Origin of the sequence: Cytobacillus dafuensis, assembly GCF_007995155.1 — a bacterium.
GTDB lineage: Bacteria > Bacillota > Bacilli > Bacillales > Cytobacillaceae > Cytobacillus > Cytobacillus dafuensis.
In genome coordinates this window covers 3,686,535-3,712,115 of the sequence record NZ_CP042593.1, presented here as the reverse complement: position 1 = coordinate 3,712,115, position 25,581 = coordinate 3,686,535, and the positions used below count along the sequence as shown (strand labels likewise).

The window sequence follows — 25,581 nt, the reverse complement described above, 5'->3', positions numbered from 1 at the left end:
TAAATTATCAGATTTATCCTAAAGTGAATAACTTTCAAAATTATCTTACTTGTCATATTCTATAAGTAGAAGATTTTTTTGCGTTTTTATGAAAGCGTTCCGATGAAAGGGAGAGTGCTATGAAAGAAAAGAAGGCAATTAAATTTGAAACAAAAGTAATCCATGAAGGTTATGATGCACATAAGCATAGCGGAAGTCTTGTTCCTCCTATTTTCCAAACTTCAACATTTATCTTCGAGTCAGCTCAGCAAGGGGAAAAGCGTTTTGCAGGTGAAGAAGAAGGCTTTATTTATTCTAGACTTGGAAATCCAACGGTAAAAATGTTAGAAGAAAGAATTGCTGCTCTCGAAAATGGAGAGGCCGCACTTGCATTTGGGTCTGGAATGGCTGCTGTATCTGCTGTTTTGATTGCTATGACCAACACGGGAGATCATATTTTATGCTCTCAAGGTATATATGGCTGTACCTTTGGATTGCTGGAAATGATGAATGAAAAATATAAAATTACCCATGATTTTTCTGCAATGGAAACGAGAGAACAGCTTCTAGAGGCCATACGTACAGAAACAGTTTGTATATATGTGGAAACACCAATAAATCCAACAATGAAGCTAGTAGATTTACAAATGGTGGCTGAGGTAGCTAAAGAAAAAGGAATTCCAGTAGTAGTGGATAATACCTTCTGTTCCCCATATTTGCAAAACCCAATTTCTCTTGGCTGCGATGTTGTCATTCATAGTGCGACAAAGTATATTTGCGGTCACGGGGATGTAATTGCTGGACTTGTGGTAGGAACAAAAGAGTTTATTAGCAAAGTAGCAATGACTACACAAAAGGATATAGGCGGTGTCATTTCTCCATTCGATGCTTGGCTATTACTGAGAGGATTAAAATCCCTTGCGGTTAGAATGGATCGGCACTGTGAGAATACTGAGAAATTAGCAAACTATTTATTGGAACATCCTAAAGTAGAAAAAGTATATTATCCGGGAGATTTTCGAAATTCTGAGTATGAAATAGCACAAAAACAAATGAGAAAACCTGGTGGGATGATTTCTTTTACATTGAAAGGAAATAAAGAAACAGCCCAATCATTTATGAATAATTTAGAAATGATAAAAATAGCCGTCAGCCTAGGTGATGCAGAAACATTAATCCAGCATCCTGCAACAATGACCCACGCAGTCGTTCCAAGAGAATCTCGTAAGAATATGGGAATCGATGACTCATTATTAAGACTATCAGTTGGTCTTGAGTCATGGGAGGATATGCGGGATGATTTAGAGCAGGCACTGGAAAAGATATAAAAAAAGAATGGTTTGTCCCATGAGGTGTCTGGCATCCACTTAATGTTCTATATTTAGAATCCCACTTGATTATTGATTCTAGATATTGTCCGTGGTGCCTGACACCTTTGCTATTGGGACAGCTCCTTCTTTGCTAAAATTATAAGTATGAAACAAGTATTTTCGTAAACTCTTCTAATTCTCTTTGATCAACCTCATCAAAGCGTTTTTTCACAGGAGAATCTATATCTAATACACCAATAATGCCTCCATCCTTAATGAGCGGAACAACTATCTCTGATTGTGATGCAGCATCACAGGCGATATGGCCAGGGAATAGGTGTACATCATCTACACGCACTGTCTCCTTATTCTTCGCTGCAGTACCGCAAACGCCTTTGCCTATCGGAATTCTGACACATGCAGGAAGGCCTTGGAATGGGCCTAATACGAGCTCAGAATCTTCTAGTAAATAAAATCCAACCCAATTAATTCGATCTAGAAATTGATTTAGTAAAGCAGATGCATTGCTCAAGTTCGCAATTCGATTCGTCTCACCATCTAGCAATGCAGCAAGCTGTTTCTTCACTACTGAATAATTTTCTTCTTGGCTGCCACGATAATTTTCGACTTTAAACATCTTAAAGCAACCTCCTTTTTCAAAAAATAGGATGTAATTTGCAAAAATTCGCAGAAATTAGAGAAACTTTGTCGAGATTTTTATAAAGGATAAGGTGATTTTAACAAGAATGTTTTTATATAACAATATATCTAATGAAAGAAGGTGATAACATGATTAAAAATGGAAAAGAGGCAATTGTTACAGCTGCAATCGCTTTATTTAATTCAAATGGTTTTGACGGTACATCCATTCGTGATATTGCTAAAAAGGCAAAGGTGAATCCTGCAAATATTTCCTACTATTTTGAAAGTAAAAACGGATTGCTGGAGCATTGTTTTACTGCTTTCTTTGAAGGGTATGTCGATAGTATTGAAAAGGGTTTTTCTCTACTAGATCAAGGCGCTGCTAATTGTTTGAAAAAAATAGCAGAAAACATCATGTATTACCAATATGAAAACATTCATCTTACAAGGATGGTTTTAAGGGAAATTTCGATTGACTCTCAAGTTGTTCGTGAAATTATGTCTACCTATTTGATGAAAGAAAGGTTTTATTTAAGTAAGGTGATGGAAAGAGGAGTAAAGACAAGAGAGTTTCGGACGCTAACATCTAATTATATGATATTGCAGTTAAAGGGATTATTAAGTATGCCTTTTTTGAATACACAATATATGACTGAGGTTCTCCATATGTTGCCTAATGAAAAATATTTTGCAGAAAAATACATTCTAGAAATATTCCATTGGATCGATGGAGTTCTATGTAATCGAGAAATCGACAGGTTCTATCTTGCTGTAAAGTAAATCAGAAGGAAATCCAAAACATGGATTCCCCTCAAAATAGCATGGTATGTTTACCTTGGCCGAGTTCTTTAATTTGGTGAGCATCAGAACCATAGACAAGGTTAATATCTCTATGCATCGCTTCCTTTACAACCCAATTGGGAGGATATGGTTCTTTACAAAGAGGCTTGGAATACCCAGCTCCATTATAGTCAATTTCATAGCCCTTTTTTTGGATAGCTGAAAGCACCTCTAATATCTCAGGAGTAAAGTCCCTTTCGGAAGGAAATTTCTTTTGAAATTTTTTCACCAATGTAATATGACCTATCCTTTTCGGTTTACAAGGGCCTAATTCACAATGTATGGATTGAAGCAATGTCTTAAAGTAAACACTGTATACTTCATTAATGGAGCCATATTTTTGAATCATCGTACCAAATGTTTCTGGACTATAGTCCAAACATTCGTATTCGCTTCCATACTTTAAAAAATGCACAGATAATATGGAATCATCTAATTGGTGGCCGAACTGATTTAAAAAATTCGTAGTCTCGCGTTCAAATCCCTCGATAAAATCAACTTCAAGACCTGTATTGATTTTTATTTTTTCTTTATAAATGGATTTCACTCTGCTAATTTCCTCAAAATAAAATCCCAAATCCTCCATTTTCATAGCGCTGTCCTTGGCAGGGGTAGGATCTTTAAACCCTTCTGGTAACGGGGCATGCTCAGTAAAAGAAATTTCTTTAAAACCGAGTTCAATCGCTTTTTCCACATACCCCTCCAACGAGTCTTGTGTGCCATGCGGACAAAATGATGTATGAATATGTCCATCTTTTATCATTGGATAGCAACCTTCTTTCCATTAAAAAGAGCGAAATATTTGAAAATATTAAATACTTAGTGTTCAATTAAGGATATAATACCAATTTTTTCACAATAAATTAGATAAAAAAATGAAATAAATAGTCAAAAATTGTCGTATACATGGTATCATAAAAACATTGAACTGAACATGATATTAAAAAATATATATAAAATGTAATTCTGGCTCGGAAAAGAACAGGGGGCTTTTGAAAAAATGGAATACATAATTGGCGGAATCGTCATTGTAATAGGACTATTTTTTACAGGATTTATATTAAAGAAAAAACATTATAAAGAAATTGATCGGTTAGAAACATGGAAGATGGATATTGTGAATCGCCCTGTTCTCGATGAAATGTCGAAGGTGAAGCAATTAAATATGACAGGTCAAACGGAAGAACTATTTGAGCGCTGGAGAACGGAATGGGATGATATTGTTACAGCTCAGCTGCCAAATGTTGAGGACTATTTATTCGATGCGGAAGAATTTATTGATAAATATCGTTTTAAAAGAGCAAAAGAAGTTCAAAGATCAATTGTAAAATATTTAAATGAAATCGAAGAGAGCATTCAAAATTTATTAAATGAGTTGAATGAACTTGTTGGAAGTGAAGAGAAAAATAGGACGGAGATTGAAGAGCTTAAAGATATATACCGTGAAAGCAAGAAAACATTACTTGCTCATCACCATACATATGGGAAAGCCGCTGAAATTCTTGAACAGCAACTAGATAATGCCTTCACAAAGTTCGAAGACTACGAAGAAAAAACTGAAAATGGCAACTATCTTGAAGCAAGAGAAATTGTTTTAACGATAAAAGGAAATCTAGAAGAAATCAAAAGTAAAATGGATGTAATACCGACATTACTTGTTGAATGTCAATCGAAAATGCCAACTCAATTAAAAGAGCTTACAGAGGGCTTTAAAGAAATGGCGAGTCAAGGCTTTATCCTCGATCATATCCAATTTGATAAAGAGCTGGTAAGAATTGAGCAGGAAATAACAAATTATTTAAGTAGTGTTGAAAAAGCAGAAATTACAGATGCTGAAAAGGGTATAAGTGAAATTAAAGACAATATTGATTTGCTCTATGATTTACTTGAGGAAGAAGTTCATTCAAAGCATTACATTGGCCAGCAGAACGAGACTACAAAAAATATGTTATATACTAACAAAGAAATTAACAAACAACTAAAAGATGAATTAGGCCTTGTTCGTCAGAGCTATCATATTACAGATAAGGATAATGAGATTCAAAGCAATTTAGAAAAGAAGTTAACGAAAATTTTTAAGAGATTCGAAATCCTTGAACATAACATTGCTACAAAAAGTACCGCACACTCTATATTAAAGGCAGAACTTGAAGAGATAAAAGCACATATAGAAGAAATTGAAGAAGAACATGCTAAGTTTGCTGAAAAGTTGCAAGCCTTAAGAAAAGACGAAATAACTGCACGCGAGAGTGTTCAAGACTTAAGAAAAAAATTAGCTGATACAGTAAGGCTTGTTTCAAAAAGTAATGTGCCAGGTCTTCCTCAAGATTATCAATATTTAATGGAGGATACCAAGGAAAGTATTGAAAATGTCTTTGTTAAGTTGGATGAAAAACCATTAAATATCCCAGTTGTACAACAATACTTAGAGGTTGCTGTCCTTACAGTAGAAAAGATGGTTAACATGACAAATGATATGATTGAAACAGTCATGTTTGTAGAAAAAGTCATTCAATATGGAAATAGATATCGAAGAAGATATCCTTCTGTTGAACAAGGATTGCATGATGCTGAGATCTCTTTCAGGAGCTATGATTACAAAACAGCTTTAGAACAAGCAGCGACCGCAATTGAGGAAATCGATCCTGGTGCAATGCAGAAAATAGAAGTAATAATAAGTGAACTTTAAAGAAAAGACACAGCTTCTTTAAATAATGAAGGCAAATTAAAAAGCAATCAGCATTTTCGCTGATTGCTTTTTTTACACGTTAATTTGTAATCGTTTCCTCAGCAGTACCAGAAGCTAAAGAAATTACATATCCGACAATCGCTCCTAAAATGGCAGGTACAATCCAGCCAATTCCTTGATCGAATAGCGGTAAGAAATTAAGTGCATCAGTAATAGCTGTCATGTTTAATCCTGCTGCATTTAAACCATCAATTAAGCTAATGATACCTGTTGGAATTAAGGCCCATATATATACGATTGAAGAACCTTTAAATGCATTATGCAAAAAGGATAGGACAATTAAAACAATTGCTAGTGGATAAATAATAACTAACACAGGAACCGAGAACTTAATAAGCTGTGTTAAACCTATATTTGCTATGATTGTACTAAAGATTGAGAAAATTATAACTATAGTTTTGTAAGAAAAACGTGGCATAAGCTTTGAAAAATACTCTGCGCAAGCTGACACAAGACCGATTGAAGTCGTTAAACAAGCAAATAAAATCGCTAATCCAAGTATGATAGATCCAAATGATCCGAACAAGTAATTGGCAGCTCCTGAGAGAATAGCTCCACCATTTTCCTGAGTCCCTAAAGTATCTGGTGCAGTTGAACCGATATAAGCTAAAGAAAGATAAACGATGACAAGACCTGTTGCAGCAATTATACCAGCTTGTACACAAATCTTTGTCAATGATTTTTTATTTGTAACACCTAGCCCTTTTATTGAGCTAATGACAATAATCCCAAATACAAGAGCGGCAATCGTATCCATTGTTAAATAGCCTTCAACGAACCCTTTAAATAAAGGACCATCTGCATAAGGACCTACAGGTGCATGCGGCTCACCTAATGGAGTAATTAGACTTTTAACAACGATGATTCCTAATATAATTAGTAAAGCTGGTGTTAATATCTTTCCAATTGTGTCTACTAGCTTAGTTGGATTCATCGCAAGTAATGCTGTAACAAAAAAGAAAACAATCGAAAAAATAAGTAATGGCCAACGGCTGCTGGAAGCGTTTTCAGATAGGAACGGTAAAACACCGATTTCGAAGGAAACAGTCCCAGTCCTAGGAATTGCAAATAATGGTCCAATGACTAAATACATCACGACTGGGAATACAATCCCATAAACAGGATGAACCCTACTGGCCATCGTTTGAACATCACCGGCTTTTGCGATGGCAATAATTGCAAGAAGTGGTAATCCTACCCCGGTTATTAAAAATCCAATAATAGCAGTCCACATATTGCTTCCTGCTTCTTGACCTAAAAATGGCGGGAAAATCATATTTCCAGCACCAAAAAATAAAGCAAATAACATAAGACCAACGGCCATGATTTGCTTCGAAGATAAATTTTTATTCATACTTCATCCCCCTGAATCCGTATCTAAATATTTCAAACGTTTACATAGTAACATAGGTTGTAACAGAATTGTCGAAAATAACTAAAGTTTCAATATTAAATATATTGAGATAACAACGTTTCATCTTTTTAATATTCAATTGTATTGTATAATCACACAATAATAAAGTAGATTTTTAATAAAAATAATCTTTATTAAAGAAATTAATTCTTACAATAAACAGATTAAATCACTTCATCTTTAATCAGTTTTTGCGGTAAGATAAAAATGATTCATTTTAATAAAAGTTAAATTATGATAATATATACAGTTGCCGTCCGTTTTTGGAAAGAGAGGGATAAAAATGATTTATTTTGATAATAGTTCTACAACCAAGCCTTATCAAGAAGTTATGGATTCATTTCGCAAAGTTTCTTTAGAGTACTTTGGCAATCCCTCTTCTTTGCATAGCATGGGTGCTAAGTCAGAAAAGCTCCTATTTCAAGCTAGAGAGCAAGTGGCCAGGCTGCTAAAGGTTCAAACAAATGAGATCTTTTTTACATCAGGTGGTACGGAAAGCAATAATATTGCTATTAAAGGGGCAGCTCTTATGCATCGAGGAAGAGGCCGTCATCTGATCACAACGGAAATAGAACATCCTTCCGTAAGAGAATCAATGGAACAATTAAAAGAGCTTGGATTTAGGATAACCTATATCCCAGTTGATCATAACGGAATCATAAATATTAACGATATTGCGGATGCAATTACTGATGAAACGATTTTAGTTTCTGTCATGCATGTTAATAATGAGATTGGATCTATTCAGGCAATTAAAGAGATCGGCCAGCTCCTAAAGAAGCATTCGAAAATACTTTTTCATGTTGATCATGTTCAAGGTATTGGAAAGGTTCCACTTTCGATCTCTGAGTGTTTTGTAGATCTGTGCACTATTTCAGGCCATAAATTTCATGGTTTAAAAGGGACAGGCGCACTGTTTATCCGAAATGGTGTAAAAATCTCTTCGTTAATTTCTGGTGGTGGCCAAGAATGGAAGCTTAGAAGTGGCACGGAAAATGTGGCCGGAATGGTAGCAATGGCTAGAGCACTAAGGTTAACATTCCAGCAACAAGAAAAACACTTAGATAAAATGATTAAAATAAAGGATTTTTTAAGGAGAGAATTGGAAATGATACAAGGGGTTACAATTCATACCCCACTTAACCAATCAGCTCCTCATATTTTGAATTTTTCAATTAAGGGCTTCAAGGCTGAAGTTTTTGTCCATGCACTTGAGGAAAAAGAAATGTTTGTATCAACGACAAGTGCTTGCTCATCTAAAAAACAGAAGGCAAGCAGCACTTTACTAGCAATAGGAGTCCCAGAGGATGAAGCTTTGAGTGCCATTAGGATAAGTTTATCCTATGAAAATACCCTAGAAGAGGCTGCTCAGTTTATTGAAGCGGTTAAAGAAACAGTTAAAAGGCTAAGAGAGGTAATGAAATAATATGAATTATGATCGCATTCTAATCCGATATGGGGAACTATCAACAAAGGGAAGAAATCGGAAACATTTTATTGATAAATTGAAGAGAAATATTAAGCAAGTTTTACGTGATTTTGAAAATGTAAAAATTGAAGGAAACAGAGAAAGAATGTTTGTCCTTTTGAATGGGGAAAACGGTACTGAAATTATCGACCGCTTAAAGAATGTGTTCGGCATACAATCTTTTAGTCCAGCAATTAAAGTAGATAAAAATCTAGAAAATATGAAGGATGCTGCTCTTACCCTGTTCAAAAATCAATATAAAGATGGAAATACCTTTAAAATTACAACAAAAAGAGCAGATAAAAAATTTATTCTCAATACAGACGAAATAAATCATACATTCGGCGCACATTTTCTTAAAAATATTCCAGGGTTAAAGGTTAATGTCAAAACCCCAGATATTAATCTTCAAATCGAGGTTCGCGAGGAAGCGGTGTACTTGTCCTGTGAAAATATTCTAGGTGCAGGAGGTCTTCCGGTTGGATCAAGCGGAAAATCCATGCTCATGCTTTCAGGAGGAATTGATAGCCCAGTAGCGGGATATTTATCCATGAAAAGAGGGCTTGAAATGGAGGCTGTTCATTTCTACAGTCCACCATTTACGAGTGAGCGTTCAAAACAAAAGGTTATCGATTTAACTGAAAAACTGGCTAATATTAGTGGAGGCATCCTTCTTCATATCGTTCCATTTACCGAAATTCAACAGCTAATTCAGCAGCAGGTTCCAGAAAATTATACAATGACAACAACAAGAAGAATGATGCTGCGAATTACAGATGAAATTAGAAGAAAAAAGGAAGGATTGGCGATTATTACTGGGGAAAGTCTCGGCCAGGTTGCAAGTCAGACCCTTGAGAGTATGTTTGCGATCAATGATGTCACAAACACACCGATTTTACGACCATTAATTACAATGGACAAATCTGAGATCATTAATATTGCAGAAAAAATTGATACATTTGAAATATCTAATCGCCCATATGAGGATTGCTGCACGGTTTTTGTACCATCATCACCGAAAACAAAGCCAAAACGGGAAAAAGTGAGGTACTTTGAGAGCTATACTGATTTTGATCCGTATATTTCAAAAGCAGTAGAAAATACGGAAACAATCCTAATTACTCCTCAAACTGTGAAACAAGAATCGTTTGAAGATTTATTTTAAATATAAGCTGAGTTACTGCTTAGTGTTTATACTGCTATTTTGTTGTTGATTGGAGCGGAAGGCGCGAGATCCTCGAAAATGCATTCGCATTTCCTTCGTGCGGTGTTTATTCAGGGATGATTATTCATTGTCCTGCGGGAGAAGCGAGTCAAAGGGAGACCCCACAGGAGCGACAGCGACGAGGAGGCTCCCGGACCGCCCGCGGAAAGCGAGTGCCTGCAGCGGAAAACAACGGAGCAGTTTAACTCAGTCTAAAGGAGTCAGGAAGAAACAATTACCAATAAAAAACTGAATATGGCCATGTGATTCTACACATTCTATACTCACAAGGAGGTGAAGTCACATGGCAAACAACAGTTCAAACCAACTTCTAGTTGCTGGAGTACAGCAAGCTCTTGATCAAATGAAGTATGAAATTGCTACTGAGTTTGGAGTAAACCTTGGTGCAGATACAACTTCTCGTGCTAACGGTTCAGTTGGAGGAGAAATCACAAAGCGTTTAGTACAAATGGCTGAACAGCAATTAGGTGGTTTCCAAAGATAATATAAAAAATAAATAATATGGCTACAAGGAGCAGGATATCTTTCCTGCTCCTTATTCATGTTTTCCAGTAAAATAGACTAAACAGCCTTGTTAAAAATAAATAATTTAAAATTTTGAAATAATTTAGTATAATAATTTTTAAATACGTATTCGAAATAAGCAGTACAATACATAAATTACTAGGGGGAGATATGATGAAGCGCGAAGACTTACTGGCTCCAGAGAAGTATAATCTTGTATCGGAGATAGAGCGTTTTGCATGTGATTCTGAGAGGCTGGCGATCAGATGGGAAGGCGAGCAAGGGGAAAAGAGTGAAATCACTTACAAAGAACTGATTCGTAATGCAAATAAAATTGGGAACATTTTTATCAATCATGGGTTAAAAAAAGGTGATGTTCTTCTTATAATTGTTCCACGATTAATAGAAGCTTACCAAGTATATATAGCTGCTTTAAAAGCTGGACTTGTCGTAATACCAAGCTCTGAAATGCTACGAGAAAAAGATTTACAATATAGAATTACTCACGGTGATGTGAAGGGAATTATTAGCTATTATCCATATGTCGAACAGTTTACGGAAGTAAAGGAAGCGGAGCAACTTGCGAAGTTTGTTATCGGCGGTCAAGCAGAAAATTGGATAGATCTAGATGACGCCATGAAAGCTGCATCTGATAAGCTAGACATGGCAGAGACGAAACAGGATGATATGGCTTTCTTATCCTATACATCTGGAACAACTGGAAATCCGAAAGGAGCCGTTCATACTCATGGTTGGGCATTTGCACATCTTCGGACGGCTGCTCCAAACTGGCTATGCATTGAAGAGGGCGATACAGTTTGGGCAACAGCAGGACCTGGCTGGCAAAAGTGGATTTGGAGTCCATTCTTATCTGTACTAGGCTCTGGTGCTACAGGGTTCGTGTATAATGGAAAGTTTGAACCGAAAAAGTATTTACAGCTTCTCCAGAATTATGATGTAAATGTTCTTTGCTGTACACCGACAGAGTACCGAATTATGGCGAAAGCAGATAATATCCATGAATACAAACTCCCTCACCTTCGAAGTGCTGTTTCGGCAGGAGAGCCATTGAACCGAGAAGTGATCGATATATTTAAGAAGCATTTTAATGTGAATGTACGAGATGGATATGGACAAACCGAAAACACACTGCTAGTTGGTGTTACGAAAGGTATGGATTTAAAGGCTGGTTCTATGGGCAAGCCAACACCGGGAAACAGAGTTGAAATCATTAACGAAGATGGAGAACCTTGTGAAGTAAATGAAGTTGGTGATATCGCTGTTCATATAGAAACACCAGCGTTATTTAAAAACTATTATAAAGATCCTGAAAGAACAGCTATGCAGTTCCGAGGAGATTACTACATCACAGGAGATAAAGCAAAAAAGGATGAAGAAGGCTATTTCTGGTTCGAAGGCCGTGGAGATGATATTATTATTAGCTCTGGCTACACGATTGGACCATTCGAAGTAGAAGATGCGCTTGTCAAGCATCCTTTTGTTAAGGAATGCGCTGTTGTAGCAAGTCCTGATGAGGTTCGCGGGCATATTGTAAAAGCATTTGTTGTCTTACAGGATGGGGTAGATGAAGAGGATCTGAATCTTATTAAAGTACTTCAAGACCATGTAAAAGAATTGACAGCGCCATATAAATACCCAAGAAAAATTGAGTTTATATCTGAACTTCCGAAAACAACTTCTGGAAAAATTAGACGTATTGAACTTAGGAAACAAGAAATGGAAGCAACTACAAATTAATTTTATTTTTTTATGCAGGTGAATAAAGCACCTGCATTTTTCTGTGATAAAAATTGAAGGAAGGGGACTAAGAAAATGGGTAAACTCTGGTATGGAGGAAATATTTATACAATGCAATCTGAAAATCATATCGTTGAAGCTGTTTTTACAAGAGGCAATCGAATTATTGAGTTAGGTGCACAAAAAGATTTAGAAAAAAAATATTCCACAGAGATTACAAAGAGAATGAACTTGCTTGGTGGTACGATGATCCCAGGATTTGTTGACAGTCATATGCATTTAATTGGTCATGGTGAAAAGCTTATTCGATTAGATCTTTCTGGCTGTCAATCGAAAGCAGAAGTACTAATGGCCGTAAAAAATTATTCTAGAAAACAAGAAATAGGAGATTGGATTATAGGGGAAGGTTGGAATGAAAATCTATGGGGGCAAGATGCAGAGCCTATTTTTGCCCATGAATTGGAAGAGATTGTGCCCGATCATCCTGTTCTCCTAAAAAGAATCTGCCGTCATGCTCTCGTAGCGAATAATTCAGCATTAAGAACCGCCAATATTGATGAAAATACGATAAGTCCAGCTGGTGGCGTAATCGAAAAGGATGTAAATGGACAGTTAACCGGTATTGTGAAGGATCAGGCCCAGGAATTGATCTACAATGTCCTTCCAAAAGTGTCAGATACTTATTTGAAAAATGCCCTTCGTGCAGCAATAAAAGATGCACATCAATTAGGTATAACAGGCGCCCATACAGAAGATTTAAGCTATTATGGCGGATACAATCAGACATATCAAGCATTTAGGCAGGTTATAGAGGAGGAGGAGGGCTATTTATTCAGAGCGCATCTTCTTGTCCACCACCTTGTTGTTGATGATATGAAAGCGGCTGGTGAGCACTATTTGAGTGGAAATGAATGGATTGAATTTGGTGCCATGAAGATTTTTGCTGACGGGGCATTGGGAGGTCGAACCGCTTTACTAAGTCATCCTTATGCGGATGATCCTTCAACTTCAGGGGTAGCGATTTTTACACAGGAAGAGTTAGATGAACTTGTTAAAAAAGCGCGAGAATATGAATTACCAGTAGCTGTTCATGCAATTGGAGACTTGGCATTTGAAATGGTCTTAAACTCAATTGAAAAACATCCACTTAAGGGAGATGGAAGAGACCGACTCATCCATGCGCAAATTTTACGGGAAGAATTAATCGATCGAGTGAGACAATTACCGGTGATACTTGATATTCAGCCTAGATTCCTAGCTTCAGATTTTCCTTGGGTAATCGATCGCATTGGAAAGAATCGTGTAGGTTGTTATTATTCATGGAAAACATTACTACAAAATGGATTACATTGTGCAGGTGGATCTGATGCACCAATTGAACCGCTAAATCCACTTCTAGGCATCCATGCTGCAGTAACTCGGACAAATGTTGATGATCCAGCGAAAACGGTTTATCATCCGCTCGAGTGCTTATCAGCTTTTGAAGCTGTTAGCCTTTTTACAAAAGGAAGTGCTTATGCAGCTTGTCATGAAAAAGACAGGGGTGTAATGAAAGAAGGGTTTTTGGCAGATTTTACAATTCTGAATGACGATATTTTTAAGATCAACCCCGAAAAAATTCCATATATAGCAATCTCTAAAACGGTTATTGGCGGGAAGATAGTTTACGATTCAGAAGTAGAGAAATAAAGGAATTTCCTTTTTTTAGAATTGAACATAAAAGATTGCGAGCTTCTTTCGATTCGATCTATAATAATATTATTTCGATAAAAGAATGAATAGAGGGAAAAGCAAATGAAAAAAAACGAAGTCCAGATGGGGGTCTTGTATGCAGGCTTTTCCTATTTTATATGGGGATTATTGCCGATTTATTGGAAGTTTCTTCATCATGTAAGTGCTGATGAAATATTGGCGAACCGGATTTTTTGGTCATTTTTCTTTATGGTAGGTGTTCTGCTAGTTACTAGAAAATGGGGAGAATTTATTCAAACACTGAAAAATTTTCGCTCGAATAAAAAACAGCTATATGCTTTAGTCATTGCTTCACTCCTAATAAGCTGCAATTGGTTTATCTATATATGGGCAGTCAATTCAGACCAGTTGATTGAAGCAAGCCTAGGATATTATATTAATCCTCTAGTAAGTGTTTTACTTGGAATGATTGTATTCAGGGAGAAATTATCGCCTGCCCAGTATTTCTCTTTTTCTTTAGCAATTATAGGTGTTCTAATTTTAACGATATCCTATGGTAGATTTCCATGGATTTCATTTATTTTGGCATTGTCCTTTGGTTTATATGGTTTATCAAAAAAAATGATAAAAGTAGATTCAGCAATCGGATTAACCTTAGAGACACTTGTTGTTATGCCTATTTCATTAATATATATAGCTATTCTATTTATTAAGGGGACACAATCCTTTTTGACAGTATCTGTCGGTACGGATTTGCTTTTGATTGGTGCAGGAGCCGCCACGGCTATTCCACTTTTGTATTTTGCTAAAGGAGCACAAAAGATACCAATGTCGACTCTTGGCTTTTTACAATTTATTGCACCAACCTTAACATTAATTCTTGGTATTTTTATTTATCATGAACCTTTTTCAAAGGTGCATTTCATCTCATTTCTATTTATTTGGTCAGCTATTACACTGTTTTCTCTTTCTAAAACAAAGATTTTTTCCTCCTTTGATCTAAAGAGGAAGAAAGGAAAAAGTCTCGGAGCTTAATGTGAATAAAGGGGTCTTGGAAAAATGGATAAACTATTTATGCAAACATCAGATCAAATGCTGCAAATTTTAAATGATCTTATTTCTATTGGCAGTATTTCGTTATCAGAAGCAGAAAAACAATTCCCATTAAGAGTAATAGAGCATTTAATGAAAATACCTTATTTCACAGAAAATCAATCCTATATGACGGAACATCCAACTAAGGATGGAAGGTCATTTTTAACAGCATTGTATAGACATGAAGAAGCAGTAAAAACGGTTGTAATGATCAGCCATTTTGATGTTGTGAATGTTGAGGATTATGGTGAATTAAAGCATCTTGCCTTTCAGCCTATTGAGCTGACAAAGGCTTTGTTTGATCGCGAAGATGATTTGCCAGAAGATGCAAGAGAGGATTTACAAAGCAATGAATGGCTTTTCGGCCGAGGAACAATGGACATGAAATGTGGATTAGTTCAACATATGTCACTGCTTGAAAAAGCCTCAAATGAACAGTGGAAAATCAATTTATTATTACTTACTGTTCCTGACGAAGAGGTCAATTCTGTTGGGATGCGTGAAGCTATTCCAAGGCTTTTAGAAATTGCTGAGCAATATCAATTAAACTATACATTATTCTTAAATTCAGAGCCGATGTTTGCATTAGAGCCTAGAGATAAAAATTATTATTTCTACACAGGTACGATTGGAAAGATTATGCCAGCTGCACTTTGCTTTGGAAGAGAGACGCATGTAGGCGAGTCTCTTTCAGGCATTAATGCCGGCTGGATGTCAGCTGTGTTAACTCAGGAAGTTGAATGGAATGAGATGCTTTGTGAAACAGTGAATGGTCAGCAATGTCCGCCTCCGACCTTATTATGGCAACGGGATTTAAAGAAGGATTATTCAACTCAAATTCCTCATCGATCTGTAAGCTTATACAATGTATTTTTGATGAAGAAAAATGCAGCTGATGTCATGGAAGCAATGAAAACTGTTGCTGAAACAGCTGCTGGTAAAATGGAAAAATTTATGATCGGAAAATACCGTAAATTTAATCTGGATACACATCAAATATCTAAAATACGAGTTGTATTTTATGAGGAATTAAAAGAATATGCATGCAAAAAAATGGGAAATACGTTTATATATGATTTAGAGAAAAAAATAGCTGAACAAACAATTGGGGATAATCGCGAACAATGTATAGAGATTGTTGATCAAATGGCAATGCTTTGCCAAGAGTTAGGTCCGATGATTGTTTTGTTCTATGCACCGCCATATTATCCTGCCATCAATACTGGGGATAATCCTGTTATTCTTGAGCTGTCGGATGCAATTATTCAATATACAAATCAGCATTTTGGCTATGATCTTCAGCCAATTGAATATTTTAATGGAATTTGTGACTTAAGCTATGCTGGGCTTCAAGGGGAGCTTACTAATATGAAAACATATGATGCGAATTTGCCTGGTGGTCAGGAGATTTATTCCATCCCCTTCATGGAAATGTCAAAGCTTACAGCTCCAGTCATTAATGTTGGACCGATTGGAAGAGACGCACATAAGAAAACCGAAAGACTTTATTTGCCTTTTGCCTTTGAGCAGCTGCCAAAGCTTTTGGAGCATCTTTTGCAAACACATATTAAACAGTAAATCTTCAAAAAAAAGTGCTGACTAAAGAAGGTCAGCACTTTTTTTTCTGAAGGCACTTGAGCTTTTTTATCGCAGATTAACGGGCAGTAAGACCCCACTTCAAGGATTCGCGTATGCAAAGAAGAGTAAGTGGGGGATCAACTGCCCGTAAATGCCCATAAAATGAACACAGATTAAAAGCGCCACATCGTGTGGCAAAGTCTGCGTGACCCACTTCCTGTGGGCCGCAACTAACTATCAGTGGGGGATGAAGGCCGACTAAGAACGCCACGTCCTGTGGCAACGTCGGCACTAGCACGTCCTGTGCGTCGAAAAACCCCCACTGATGGAAGTTTTACTTTATAAGAATGTTCTTTTCACCTTTTCCCAGAAGGAATTATCTTTTAATTTTACAGTTTTTATTTTTTTATCACTGAGCTTAATATCAATTTTCTCAACATGTTGAATGCTCAATGCCTCATTATCCATTCCCATGGTCGGATGATCATTTCCGTCTTGTACGACTTCTAATGTTAGTTTTCTTTCTCCACTTAATATGAAGGACGAGCCAAGTGTACGATAGCGATTATTATTGAGTGAAGCCATTTCACTTACTTGAAGACATGGAAGAAGCGGATCGACTATTGAACCTCTGAGAGATTTATTATAGGCGGTGCTTCCGGTAGGTGTTGCAACAACCATTCCGTCTCCTCGGAAAGTTTCGAAATGCAAGTCGTCAATTAATACATCCAATACAAATGTTTTAATAATAGCTGATCGGATGCTGAACTCATTTAAGCAATAAAAAGAAGTTTGATCATCAATCGTTACTTCAATTGTAGGATAACGCCGGACTTCAATCTGTTCATTTGTCATTGCCTCAATCATTTTATCTGTATTATCAATATGAAAGTCACAATACATGCTGAGACTTCCAAGAGTAGAAATTCCTGCATATAAACAATCATCCCGGAACCCAGTTTTTCGAACTGCTTGTAAAAATGTCCCATCTCCGCCAATGCTAACGATAATATTGGCCTTTTTGTAATCATTTACAATTGTAAAATGATGAAACTTAGCAAGCTCATAAAGAGGTTTAACCTTAAGATTCATGTCTGAATCTTTTTTATGATAAAAATATATGTTACGACGTGTAGACATCTATTTTCCTCCAAATAATAAAGATAATAAAAAAATAATAGATCAACCGAAGTTCATGATTATTTGGTATGATATGTAATGTTCATCAAAATTAGTTTACACTTTTTTAGAACAATTTGAAAGTTTATGACTTATTAAGATTGGGCGAGACATCTTTAGGGGATATTATATTATCTTCTTAAAGATTCAAAAGGTTGTTTTTCTTAAAGGGAGGATTAAGAAATGAATGGAAAGCGATGGGCCGCATTAGGGATTGCGTTTGGATTATTTATTTTTTCAGTTTTTACAAATTTTCTTACGGGGCTTGCATTCAAGGATGTTGAAAGCTCATTTACAGAGATGTTTGCAAGCAGTAATGATGCATTTGTAGAGGAAGTAATTGAGGAAGGAAACGAGCTCAAAAAAATTGCAGTTCTTGAAGTAGATGGTGTCATCCAAGATACAGGCCAGCCCACTTCTCTTTTTACTTCAGCAGGATATAATCATAAAGCCTTTATGAAAAAGCTCGAGCAAGTAAAAGAAGATGATACTGTTAGAGCGGTAATTATTCGAGTGAATTCACCAGGTGGTGGAGTCGTAGAAAGTGCTGAGATACACGACAAAATTAAAGAAATTCAAACGGAAACAAAGAAGCCTGTCTATGTATCAATGGGCTCAATGGCTGCTTCAGGTGGGTATTATATTTCAGCACCAGCAGATAAAATTTTTGCAAGTCCTGAGACATTAACGGGCTCACTTGGCGTCATTATGCAAGGAATCAATTATTCCGGTCTTGCTGAAAAGTACGGTGTAGATTTCGTAACGATTAAAAGTGGTCCATATAAGGATATCATGAGCCCATCAAGGGAAATGACAGAAGAAGAAAGAAAAATTTTGCAAGCAATGATCAATAATTCTTATGAAGGCTTTGTGAAGGTGATTTCTGAAGGGCGTAATATTCCTGCTGCAAAAGTAAAAGAAATTGCAGATGGAAGAATTTATGATGGCCGTCAAGCGAAAGAGTTAAATTTAATTGATGAGTTCGGTTATCTTGATGACGTTATTGAAACAATGAAGAAGGATCAAAAGCTTAATGATGCAAAAGTTGTAAAGTATACTGAGAATCTTGGATTTGGCTCCATTTTTAGTATGGGAACGCAAAAGTTTATCGGCAAAGACACCGAAATGGCAGGCTTGATGAAGCTCTTGTCACAGCCTAATTCTCCGCGTCTTATGTATTTATATGCTGAGTAGGAGGTGCAATGATGACTTTAAATCAATCTGAAGAAAAAGAGTTTTCAATTGCGGAACAAGATGTCCATCATACTGATACAACGATAGCCAGTCCATCTTTAGAAAAGAGTGAATCGAATAGCAGCTCTAATCCGGTTCGATTTGCTGGATTTTGGATGCGATTTTGGGCTTTTTTACTTGATTTAATAGTTATAGGCAGTATTGATCGATTAATTATTAATCCAATTTTTAGGCTATTAGATATATCTCTAATTGAATATAATTTCTTTGCACCAATTTCAATTGCAACAGCTATTACGTTTTATGTTTATTTCGTTCTAATGACACGTTTCTTTAACCAAACTTTAGGAAAAATGGTTTTTGGCTTGAGGGTTGTTGATCTAAAAGGGAAGAAGCTGACATGGGGAACCATTATTTTTAGAGAATGGATTGGACGATTTATATCAGGTACAATCGTAATTGGGTATGTCATTGTTGCATTTTTACCGAAAAAACAAGGATTGCATGATATCTTTACAGATACAACGGTTGTCCACGAGAATTAATGATTTCATAATAAACCTGTTAGACTCAATAGAGCTTACAGGTTTATTTTTTTTTGCAAAGGCTATAATAATAGGCTGAAAGGTTGTGAATATATTTGAAATGGGTGCTTATAGCCTTAATTATTCTTATATTACTTTTTATCATCATCATCATAACAAAATTAAAAATTTTATTGCATTTTACTCATTTTAATGATGATGATCATTTGAAAATTGAAATCAAAGCTTGGTTTGGCTTGATTAAATATAAAATTGAAATGCCCCTTATTAAAATTGATGATGATTCCCCAACTATTGTAGTGAAGCAACAGAAGGGGAATGAAAGTGATTCAATAAAGAAGGATACGAAGCAATATAGTGCAAAGTATATGCTTGATAGCATGCATGATATGAGGGAATTACTTCATAGTGTTGTCTCCATTAATAGAATTATTAAAAAGTTCTTGAGAAAAGTGACGATTCAAACACTGGAGTGGCATACAACAATTGGGATTGGAGATGCAGCATATACGGGGATGCTGACAGGAGCTTTTTGGGCAGTTAAAGGAAGCATTGTTGGAGTGGTAAGTCATTTTATGAGATTGAAATCATTCCCGAACATTACGATTACCCCTCAATTCCAAGTTGCCGTCTCACAAACAACCATTTCATGTATGATTTATTTTCGAATCGGACATGCTATGTTAGCAGGAATCAAATTAATTAAATATTGGAAAGGTGGAAGGGCTAGATTTAGAACAAAGCCGTTAGCCGCTCTTTCTAATAATAAAACAAAATCAGTATAGAAGAGGGGGTTTTAGTAGATGTCTGAGCATCCAATTCAAGGATTAATGACAACTGCTATGGAAAATCTGAAGGAAATGATTGATGTTAATACAATTATTGGTGATCCAGTTGAAACACCAGATGGCAGTGTAATATTGACTGTTTCAAAGGTTGGATTCGGTTTTGCAGCTGGTGGCAGCGAATTCAAGCTAGACAGCCAGTCCAATAGTGGCGGGCAAGGGCAATCGAGTGGACATCCATTTGGCGGTGGAAGCGGAGGCGGAGTATCGATCACTCCGATCGCATTTCTTATCGTCAACTCTGGTGGCGTGAAAATGGTTCATCTTGATGAAAGCACACATTTATACGAGAGAATTCTCGATCTTGCTCCTCAAGCAGTCGATAAGATCCAACAGATGTTTAACAATAAAAACAAACAAGGAAGCAGCGATCATACTCATAATAAAAACCAAGACTATAATGGCCCAAAGCATGATTTAAATATTTAAGTATTAAAGTTAACTTTTCCAACAGTTAGGAGAGGTTAACTTTTTTCTTGGCCATTAGAGTATTGAAAAAAAAGATAATTTTAATACGAAATAAAATGAAATAATTGCAAAAAAGATTTTGAAAAGATATGATTTACATTGTACATATGTTGTTTAAGGAGGATGAAATAATGGCGTCAATTACTTTTAAAGGGAATCCAGTAACTTTATTAGGAAATGAAGTTAAAGTAGGAGATAAAGCTCCAGATTTTAAGGTTCTTGCAAATGATTTATCTGCAGTTACTTTAGCTGATTCCAAAGGACATGTTCGTTTAATCAGTGTAGTTCCTTCAATCGATACGGGTGTTTGTGATGCGCAAACCCGCCGTTTTAATGAAGAGGCATCTAAATTAGATAATGTAAAGATCTTAACTGTTAGTGTGGATCTTCCGTTTGCTCAAAAACGTTGGTGTGCAGCAGCTGGAATTGAAAATGTTCAAACTGTTTCAGACCATCGCGAGCTTTCTTTTGGAGAAGCTTATGGAGTGGCTATTCAAGAGCTACGCCTTCTAGCACGTGCTGTATTTGTAGTTGATTCGAATGATACAGTTACATATGCAGAATATGTAAGCGAAGCAACAGATCATCCAAATTACGAAGCAGCAGTTGAAGCTGCAAAGCAAGCGAAGTAAGTAGAAAAGCGGAAGCGCCGTGATCAGGGGCGACAAGCATAAGTCGAGCCCCTAGGCGCTGGAGCTAGACAAAGAAAAGCTTAAGCCATGTCCTGAATGGAAGCTCAATGTTGAGCTTCTTTTTTTTTTTACTTGAGTAAGTAAAATGAATTCTTGTTTGTTACTATCCCCTAATACTTGTGATAAAAATAAAACCTCGTTAAAATAGGACAATAGAAAAGAATCGGGAGGAATATATAATGAATAGTACACCGGTTGAGGAATTGTTTACTGTTTTTAATGAAACGGCAATGATCATTCAAGAAGAACTAGCATGTACATATTTAGAAGCATTAGCAGAAACAGGGGAAAATATTTTTCACGGAAGTATCCTTCAGGAAGAATTGAGCGAATTGACGGTAAAAAGATTAAGAAAAAATTATGAGACGATTCAAATGGAGAATTACTCGAAGGAAGAAATTCGAAAATCCATCCAGCTTGCCATTCTTAAAGGAATGAACGAGCTTATTCAGCCGAATCATCAAATGACACCTGATGCTATTGGACTGCTCATTGGCTATTTAGTTGATAAGTTTGTACAGAAAAACGAATTTCGATTACTTGACCCTGCTGTGGGAACAGGAAACCTTTTAACAACCGTTATCAATCAACAGCAAAACAAAATGGTTGAGGCTACGGGGATCGATATTGACGATATATTAATTAAACTGAGTTATGTTAATGCAAATCTGCAGCAGCACCCAATTCAATTTTTTAATCAAGATAGCCTAGAATCATTATTTATAGAGAAGGCAGATGTGGTAGTAAGTGACTTGCCTGTAGGATATTATCCAAATGATCTTAGAGCATCAGAATACGAAATGAAGGCAGATCAAGGGCATACATTTGCTCACCATCTTTTTATTGAACAAAGCGTTCGGCATGTGAAAGAGGGCGGATATTTATTTTTTATTGTACCGAATGGTCTTTTTGAAAGTGAGCAGGCTTCAAAGCTTCATGAATACATAAAGAAATATACAAATATTCAGGGGTTCTTACAGCTGCCGCAATCGATATTTAAAAATGAAAAGGCTGCAAAAAGTATATTTATCCTGCAAAAGAAGGGAGAAGGTGTAAAGCCTCCGAAACAAGTTCTTCTTGTGCATCTGCCTAGCTTGTCAAAAACTGTGGAAGTAGAGAAAATACTGAATAAAATTGATATATGGTTTAAAGAAAATAAATAAGAAGGAAGCCCACAAAAGTGTGGCTTCCTTCTTATTTATTTTCAAAAGTGTAGTATTCTAATAGTAGGTAAAATATATGGTGATTCTTGAAAATTTTGATTAATAATGATTAAATGAATACTCGAGAGATGCTAATATGTTTTGAAGTACAAAATAAAGAAAAACAAGAATGAATAATAAGAAATCCTTTAAAAGGAGCGGTTGTATATATGGCAAAAATAATTGCGATAAATGCCGGCAGCTCTTCATTGAAATTTCAACTATTTGAAATGCCGAGCGAAGAGGTAATAACGAAGGGATTAATTGAACGCATTGGATTAAATGATTCGATATTTAACATTGTTGCAAATGGTAAAAAAATAAAAGAAACGATGGAAATACCTAATCATGAAATAGCTGTTAAGCTTTTATTAGAGAAATTAACATCCTTAGGAATTATTCATTCATTAAATGAAATAGATGGAATTGGCCATAGAGTCGTTCATGGCGGTGAAGAATTTTCTGATTCTGTTTTAATTAATGAAGAGGTTTTGAAAAAGATTGATGCACTATCAGAGCTTGCTCCCTTACATAATCCTGCTAATATAACGGGAATCGAAGCTTTTAAGCATGCTCTTCCTAATGTTCCGGCTATTGCTGTCTTTGATACTGCATTTCATCAAACAATGCCAGAAAGCTCGTTTTTATATAGCCTGCCATATGAATATTACAAAAAGTACGGAATTCGAAAATATGGATTTCACGGCACTTCTCATAAATATGTTTCGCAGCGGGCTGCTGCAATGCTTGGCCGCCCATTAGATCAACTTCGTTTAATTTCCTGCCATCTTGGCAATGGTGCAAGTATTGCTGCGATTGAAGGCGGGAAATCCATTGACACCTCAATGGGGTTTACACCGTTAGCTGGTGTTACAATGGGGACACGATCTGGGAATATTGACCCTGCCTTAATTCCATTTATTATGGAAAAAACAAATAAAACGGCAGACGAGGTATTAGATGTCCTGAATAAAAAGAGTGGAATGTTAGCGGTTTCAGGATTTTCAAGTGACTTGCGTGATATAGAGACCCATGCATCAGAAGGCGATGAACGGTCGAAATTAGCACTTGAAGTATTTGCAGGCAGAATCCATAAATATATTGGTTCATACGCTGCGCGAATGTACGGAGTTGATGCCATCATTTTCACAGCTGGAATTGGAGAGAACAGTGATGTCATTCGTGCACGAGTAATTCAAGGTCTTGAATTCATGGGTGTTTATTGTGATCCTGCACTAAATAAGGTTCGTGGAGAAGAAGCATTTATTAATTATCCTCATTCACCTGTAAAAGTTATGGTCATTCCAACAAATGAAGAAGTCATGATTGCACGTGATGTAATGAAATTAACAAAATAATTTGAGAGACCACAGTTATTTAAAAGGAAATCAAAAGGATTTGAAATGGAGGCTTACAGCATGGCAATGACCGAACGGGAGAAAGTGGTCTTGGCCCAAATCCAAGATTGGGTAAATAAACTTTATAGCTATGAACCCAATGATTTTGAGTTAACTTATGAAAAATATTTGGAAAGATCTTTTTCGCTGCTTCCAGAAAACATTCAGCAACAGTTTTTTTCTGTATTGGACAATTGGCTGTTTCATCTTCATGCTCTTATTCAAGGCTCTCAGCTGCAACTTGATGCGAAAGAACGGATAATAACAGCCGGGCGTGTGTTTAACCCAGGAATAGAAACAATTGAAGAATTAATTTCTTTAGATATTGATAAGCTTCAGTACATCGCACAGCAGCAAATTTCTCGGCATAGGGTGTATTCAATAGCACAAGGAGGATTGGCTGGAACAGGAAGCTCCATTATGCTTGGGGCGGATATCCCTGCAATGGCAGTTATTAATCTTAGGGTCGTCCAGCTAATCGCAATGACATACGGTATTGAGGTTAATACTCCTTATGAGATGATGTGCTCGCTTAAAGTTTTTCATGCGGCTACACTTCCAAGGCGTATGCAAAGCAGAGCTTGGGATGAATTAATGTCAGAGCTTAATAATGAAAAGGATTTTTACTTTTATGAAGGAAATGAGGAGCTCGCTAATTTAGCTTGGATGGAGCAGCCACTACAACAGTTATTAAAGGGAATAGCTATTTTCATATTCAGGAAAAAGTCCATTCAAGGAATTCCTTTTATTAGCATGGCCATTGGAGCCGGAACAAATTATCGGCTGACACGAAAAGTAACTGAATTCGCCCATACATATTATCAATTTAGATACATACATAGGAAGGGTGGAGAAATGATATGAGTACGACCGAGCATAAAAAAGAAGCACCGAAACAGGTTAATTGTAAAGTCATTACGATTAGTGATACAAGGGATAAGGAAACAGATAAAAGCGGAAAGCTAATGATCGATCTTTTATTGGAAAAAGGTCATATAATCCGCGATTATGTCATTGTAAAAGACGAAGCAGATCAGCTTCGTGCTGAAGTGTTAAAAGGGTGTAAAGATCCAGAAATTGATGTCGTTCTCACGAATGGCGGAACAGGAATTGCACTTCGAGATATTACAATTGAGACAGTCAAAGACTTATTTGATAAGGAAATTTCCGGTTTTGGAGAGCTTTTTAGAATGCTAAGCTATCAAGAAGATATTGGCTCAGCAGCAATACTTTCACGGGCAGCGGCAGGAGTTGTAAACAACAAAGCTGTATTTTCAACACCGGGTTCATCAGGTGCAGTTCGCTTAGCCATGAATAAGCTAATCTTGCCAGAACTCGGACACGTCGTACGTGAGCTAAAAAAAGATTTATAATCTTCAATTCTGTGAAAAAAAATCCTTTCAGTTTTTGATTGAAAGGATTTTTTTTTTACATATGAACTTTCTCAGATATGTCCTGATTTGTTCGATACCATAGCCATAGGTCATTTATGATGGAAGCCAGCTCAGATATTTGACTATTCAACTCGCAAGATTTAATGAAATTTTCTTCATCTGAGAGCTGATCTTGTTTTACGTTGATTAATTTTTCAAGTTCAGAGATCCGGTCAGGGATTGTTCCTCTAATTTTTTCCCATTGGAATAAGATTGATTGCTGAATCTTTTTAGAAAATTGATCCCAATCCACTTTGAATGATGGAATCGGAATTCCAAGGCGTTCGTCATATGAAAAATACTCATCCATTAAAAATCCTCCAATGAATTATGTTGCTTCCATTCTACTATATACAGGTACTTCATTCCATG

At 36.3% G+C, this 25,581-nt stretch carries 24 protein-coding genes; 19 read left to right on the top strand and 5 right to left on the bottom strand.

Going from position 1 to position 25,581, the window contains the following annotated elements:
- Positions 1–119: 119 nt before the first annotated feature.
- A complete protein-coding gene (gene megL / locus FSZ17_RS17710; protein WP_057772076.1) occupies positions 120–1,307 on the top strand; it encodes a methionine gamma-lyase in 1,188 nt (395 codons plus the stop codon).
- 139 nt (positions 1,308–1,446) lie between these two features.
- Here megL and FSZ17_RS17705 read toward each other — a convergent pair whose 3' ends face one another.
- Entirely contained in the window at positions 1,447–1,926 is a 480-nt protein-coding gene (locus tag FSZ17_RS17705; protein WP_057772075.1) for a GAF domain-containing protein, read from the bottom strand.
- Between the two features lie 152 nt (positions 1,927–2,078).
- On the opposite strand from FSZ17_RS17705, the gene refZ reads away from it, so the two are divergent.
- Positions 2,079–2,711: a forespore capture DNA-binding protein RefZ gene (refZ, locus tag FSZ17_RS17700; RefSeq protein WP_057772074.1), complete on the top strand. Its 633-nt coding sequence runs from the start codon at positions 2,079–2,081 to the stop codon at positions 2,709–2,711.
- 31 nt (positions 2,712–2,742) lie between these two features.
- Here refZ and hisJ read toward each other — a convergent pair whose 3' ends face one another.
- Positions 2,743–3,534 carry a histidinol-phosphatase HisJ gene (gene hisJ / locus FSZ17_RS17695; protein ID WP_057772073.1) on the bottom strand — a complete coding sequence of 264 codons (792 nt, stop codon included), beginning with the start codon at positions 3,532–3,534 and terminating at the stop codon, positions 2,743–2,745.
- A gap of 237 nt (positions 3,535–3,771) precedes the next feature.
- Here hisJ and ezrA point away from each other — a divergent pair, with 237 nt between their 5' ends.
- Positions 3,772–5,460, top strand: a complete 1,689-nt coding sequence (gene ezrA, locus FSZ17_RS17690) for a septation ring formation regulator EzrA (protein ID WP_057772071.1) — start codon at positions 3,772–3,774, stop codon at positions 5,458–5,460.
- Positions 5,461–5,539: 79 nt separating this feature from the next.
- Here ezrA and brnQ read toward each other — a convergent pair whose 3' ends face one another.
- Complete coding sequence (gene brnQ / locus FSZ17_RS17685) at positions 5,540–6,874, bottom strand: branched-chain amino acid transport system II carrier protein (protein ID WP_057772069.1); 1,335 nt, start codon at positions 6,872–6,874, stop codon at positions 5,540–5,542.
- Positions 6,875–7,217: 343 nt separating this feature from the next.
- On the opposite strand from brnQ, the gene FSZ17_RS17680 reads away from it, so the two are divergent.
- The 7 genes from FSZ17_RS17680 to FSZ17_RS17650 all read left to right on the top strand — a co-directional run bounded on the left by FSZ17_RS17680 (position 7,218) and on the right by FSZ17_RS17650 (position 16,254).
- Positions 7,218–8,360 carry a cysteine desulfurase family protein gene (locus FSZ17_RS17680; RefSeq protein WP_057772067.1) on the top strand — a complete coding sequence of 381 codons (1,143 nt, stop codon included), beginning with the start codon at positions 7,218–7,220 and terminating at the stop codon, positions 8,358–8,360.
- 1 nt (position 8,361) lies between these two features.
- On the top strand, positions 8,362–9,567 hold the full coding sequence (gene thiI / locus FSZ17_RS17675; protein WP_057772065.1) for a tRNA uracil 4-sulfurtransferase ThiI: 1,206 nt from the start codon (positions 8,362–8,364) through the stop codon (positions 9,565–9,567).
- A 343-nt stretch (positions 9,568–9,910) separates the two neighbouring features.
- Entirely contained in the window at positions 9,911–10,111 is a 201-nt protein-coding gene (locus tag FSZ17_RS17670; protein ID WP_057772063.1) for an alpha/beta-type small acid-soluble spore protein, read from the top strand.
- Between the two features lie 194 nt (positions 10,112–10,305).
- Complete coding sequence (gene mbcS / locus FSZ17_RS17665) at positions 10,306–11,889, top strand: acyl-CoA synthetase MbcS (protein ID WP_057772061.1); 1,584 nt, start codon at positions 10,306–10,308, stop codon at positions 11,887–11,889.
- Positions 11,890–11,964: 75 nt separating this feature from the next.
- Positions 11,965–13,578, top strand: a complete 1,614-nt coding sequence (locus FSZ17_RS17660) for an amidohydrolase (RefSeq protein WP_057772059.1) — start codon at positions 11,965–11,967, stop codon at positions 13,576–13,578.
- 105 nt (positions 13,579–13,683) lie between these two features.
- Positions 13,684–14,616 carry an EamA family transporter RarD gene (gene rarD / locus FSZ17_RS17655; RefSeq protein ID WP_057772057.1) on the top strand — a complete coding sequence of 311 codons (933 nt, stop codon included), beginning with the start codon at positions 13,684–13,686 and terminating at the stop codon, positions 14,614–14,616.
- A gap of 24 nt (positions 14,617–14,640) precedes the next feature.
- Entirely contained in the window at positions 14,641–16,254 is a 1,614-nt protein-coding gene (locus tag FSZ17_RS17650; protein ID WP_057772055.1) for a M20/M25/M40 family metallo-hydrolase, read from the top strand.
- A gap of 339 nt (positions 16,255–16,593) precedes the next feature.
- On the opposite strand, the gene FSZ17_RS17645 is transcribed toward FSZ17_RS17650, so the two are convergent.
- Complete coding sequence (locus tag FSZ17_RS17645) at positions 16,594–17,394, bottom strand: NAD kinase (protein WP_057772052.1); 801 nt, start codon at positions 17,392–17,394, stop codon at positions 16,594–16,596.
- A 222-nt stretch (positions 17,395–17,616) separates the two neighbouring features.
- On the opposite strand from FSZ17_RS17645, the gene sppA reads away from it, so the two are divergent.
- The 9 genes from sppA to FSZ17_RS17600 all read left to right on the top strand — a co-directional run bounded on the left by sppA (position 17,617) and on the right by FSZ17_RS17600 (position 25,149).
- Positions 17,617–18,627: a signal peptide peptidase SppA gene (gene sppA / locus FSZ17_RS17640; RefSeq protein WP_057772050.1), complete on the top strand. Its 1,011-nt coding sequence runs from the start codon at positions 17,617–17,619 to the stop codon at positions 18,625–18,627.
- Between the two features lie 155 nt (positions 18,628–18,782).
- Complete coding sequence (locus FSZ17_RS17635) at positions 18,783–19,172, top strand: RDD family protein (RefSeq protein ID WP_407643454.1); 390 nt, start codon at positions 18,783–18,785, stop codon at positions 19,170–19,172.
- 104 nt (positions 19,173–19,276) lie between these two features.
- Entirely contained in the window at positions 19,277–19,957 is a 681-nt protein-coding gene (locus FSZ17_RS17630) for a DUF2953 domain-containing protein (protein WP_322107616.1), read from the top strand.
- A gap of 18 nt (positions 19,958–19,975) precedes the next feature.
- On the top strand, positions 19,976–20,446 hold the full coding sequence (gene ytfJ, locus FSZ17_RS17625) for a GerW family sporulation protein (protein ID WP_057772043.1): 471 nt from the start codon (positions 19,976–19,978) through the stop codon (positions 20,444–20,446).
- A 170-nt stretch (positions 20,447–20,616) separates the two neighbouring features.
- Complete coding sequence (gene tpx / locus FSZ17_RS17620) at positions 20,617–21,117, top strand: thiol peroxidase (protein WP_057772042.1); 501 nt, start codon at positions 20,617–20,619, stop codon at positions 21,115–21,117.
- A gap of 239 nt (positions 21,118–21,356) precedes the next feature.
- A complete protein-coding gene (locus tag FSZ17_RS17615) occupies positions 21,357–22,340 on the top strand; it encodes a class I SAM-dependent methyltransferase (RefSeq protein WP_057772040.1) in 984 nt (327 codons plus the stop codon).
- Positions 22,341–22,549: 209 nt separating this feature from the next.
- The gene (locus FSZ17_RS17610) at positions 22,550–23,737 is read left to right on the top strand and encodes an acetate kinase (protein ID WP_057772038.1); all 1,188 of its coding nucleotides are present in this window, start codon (positions 22,550–22,552) and stop codon (positions 23,735–23,737) included.
- Between the two features lie 60 nt (positions 23,738–23,797).
- Positions 23,798–24,640: an EcsC family protein gene (locus FSZ17_RS17605; protein ID WP_057772036.1), complete on the top strand. Its 843-nt coding sequence runs from the start codon at positions 23,798–23,800 to the stop codon at positions 24,638–24,640.
- Complete coding sequence (locus FSZ17_RS17600) at positions 24,637–25,149, top strand: MogA/MoaB family molybdenum cofactor biosynthesis protein (RefSeq protein WP_057772034.1); 513 nt, start codon at positions 24,637–24,639, stop codon at positions 25,147–25,149. Before FSZ17_RS17605 ends, FSZ17_RS17600 begins: the two co-directional genes overlap by 4 nt.
- Positions 25,150–25,204: 55 nt before the next feature.
- Here the strand turns inward: FSZ17_RS17600 and FSZ17_RS17595 are convergent, their stop codons facing one another.
- Positions 25,205–25,519, bottom strand: coding sequence for a hypothetical protein (locus FSZ17_RS17595; RefSeq protein ID WP_057772031.1), 315 nt, complete (start codon positions 25,517–25,519; stop codon positions 25,205–25,207).
- Positions 25,520–25,581: the final 62 nt, after the last annotated feature.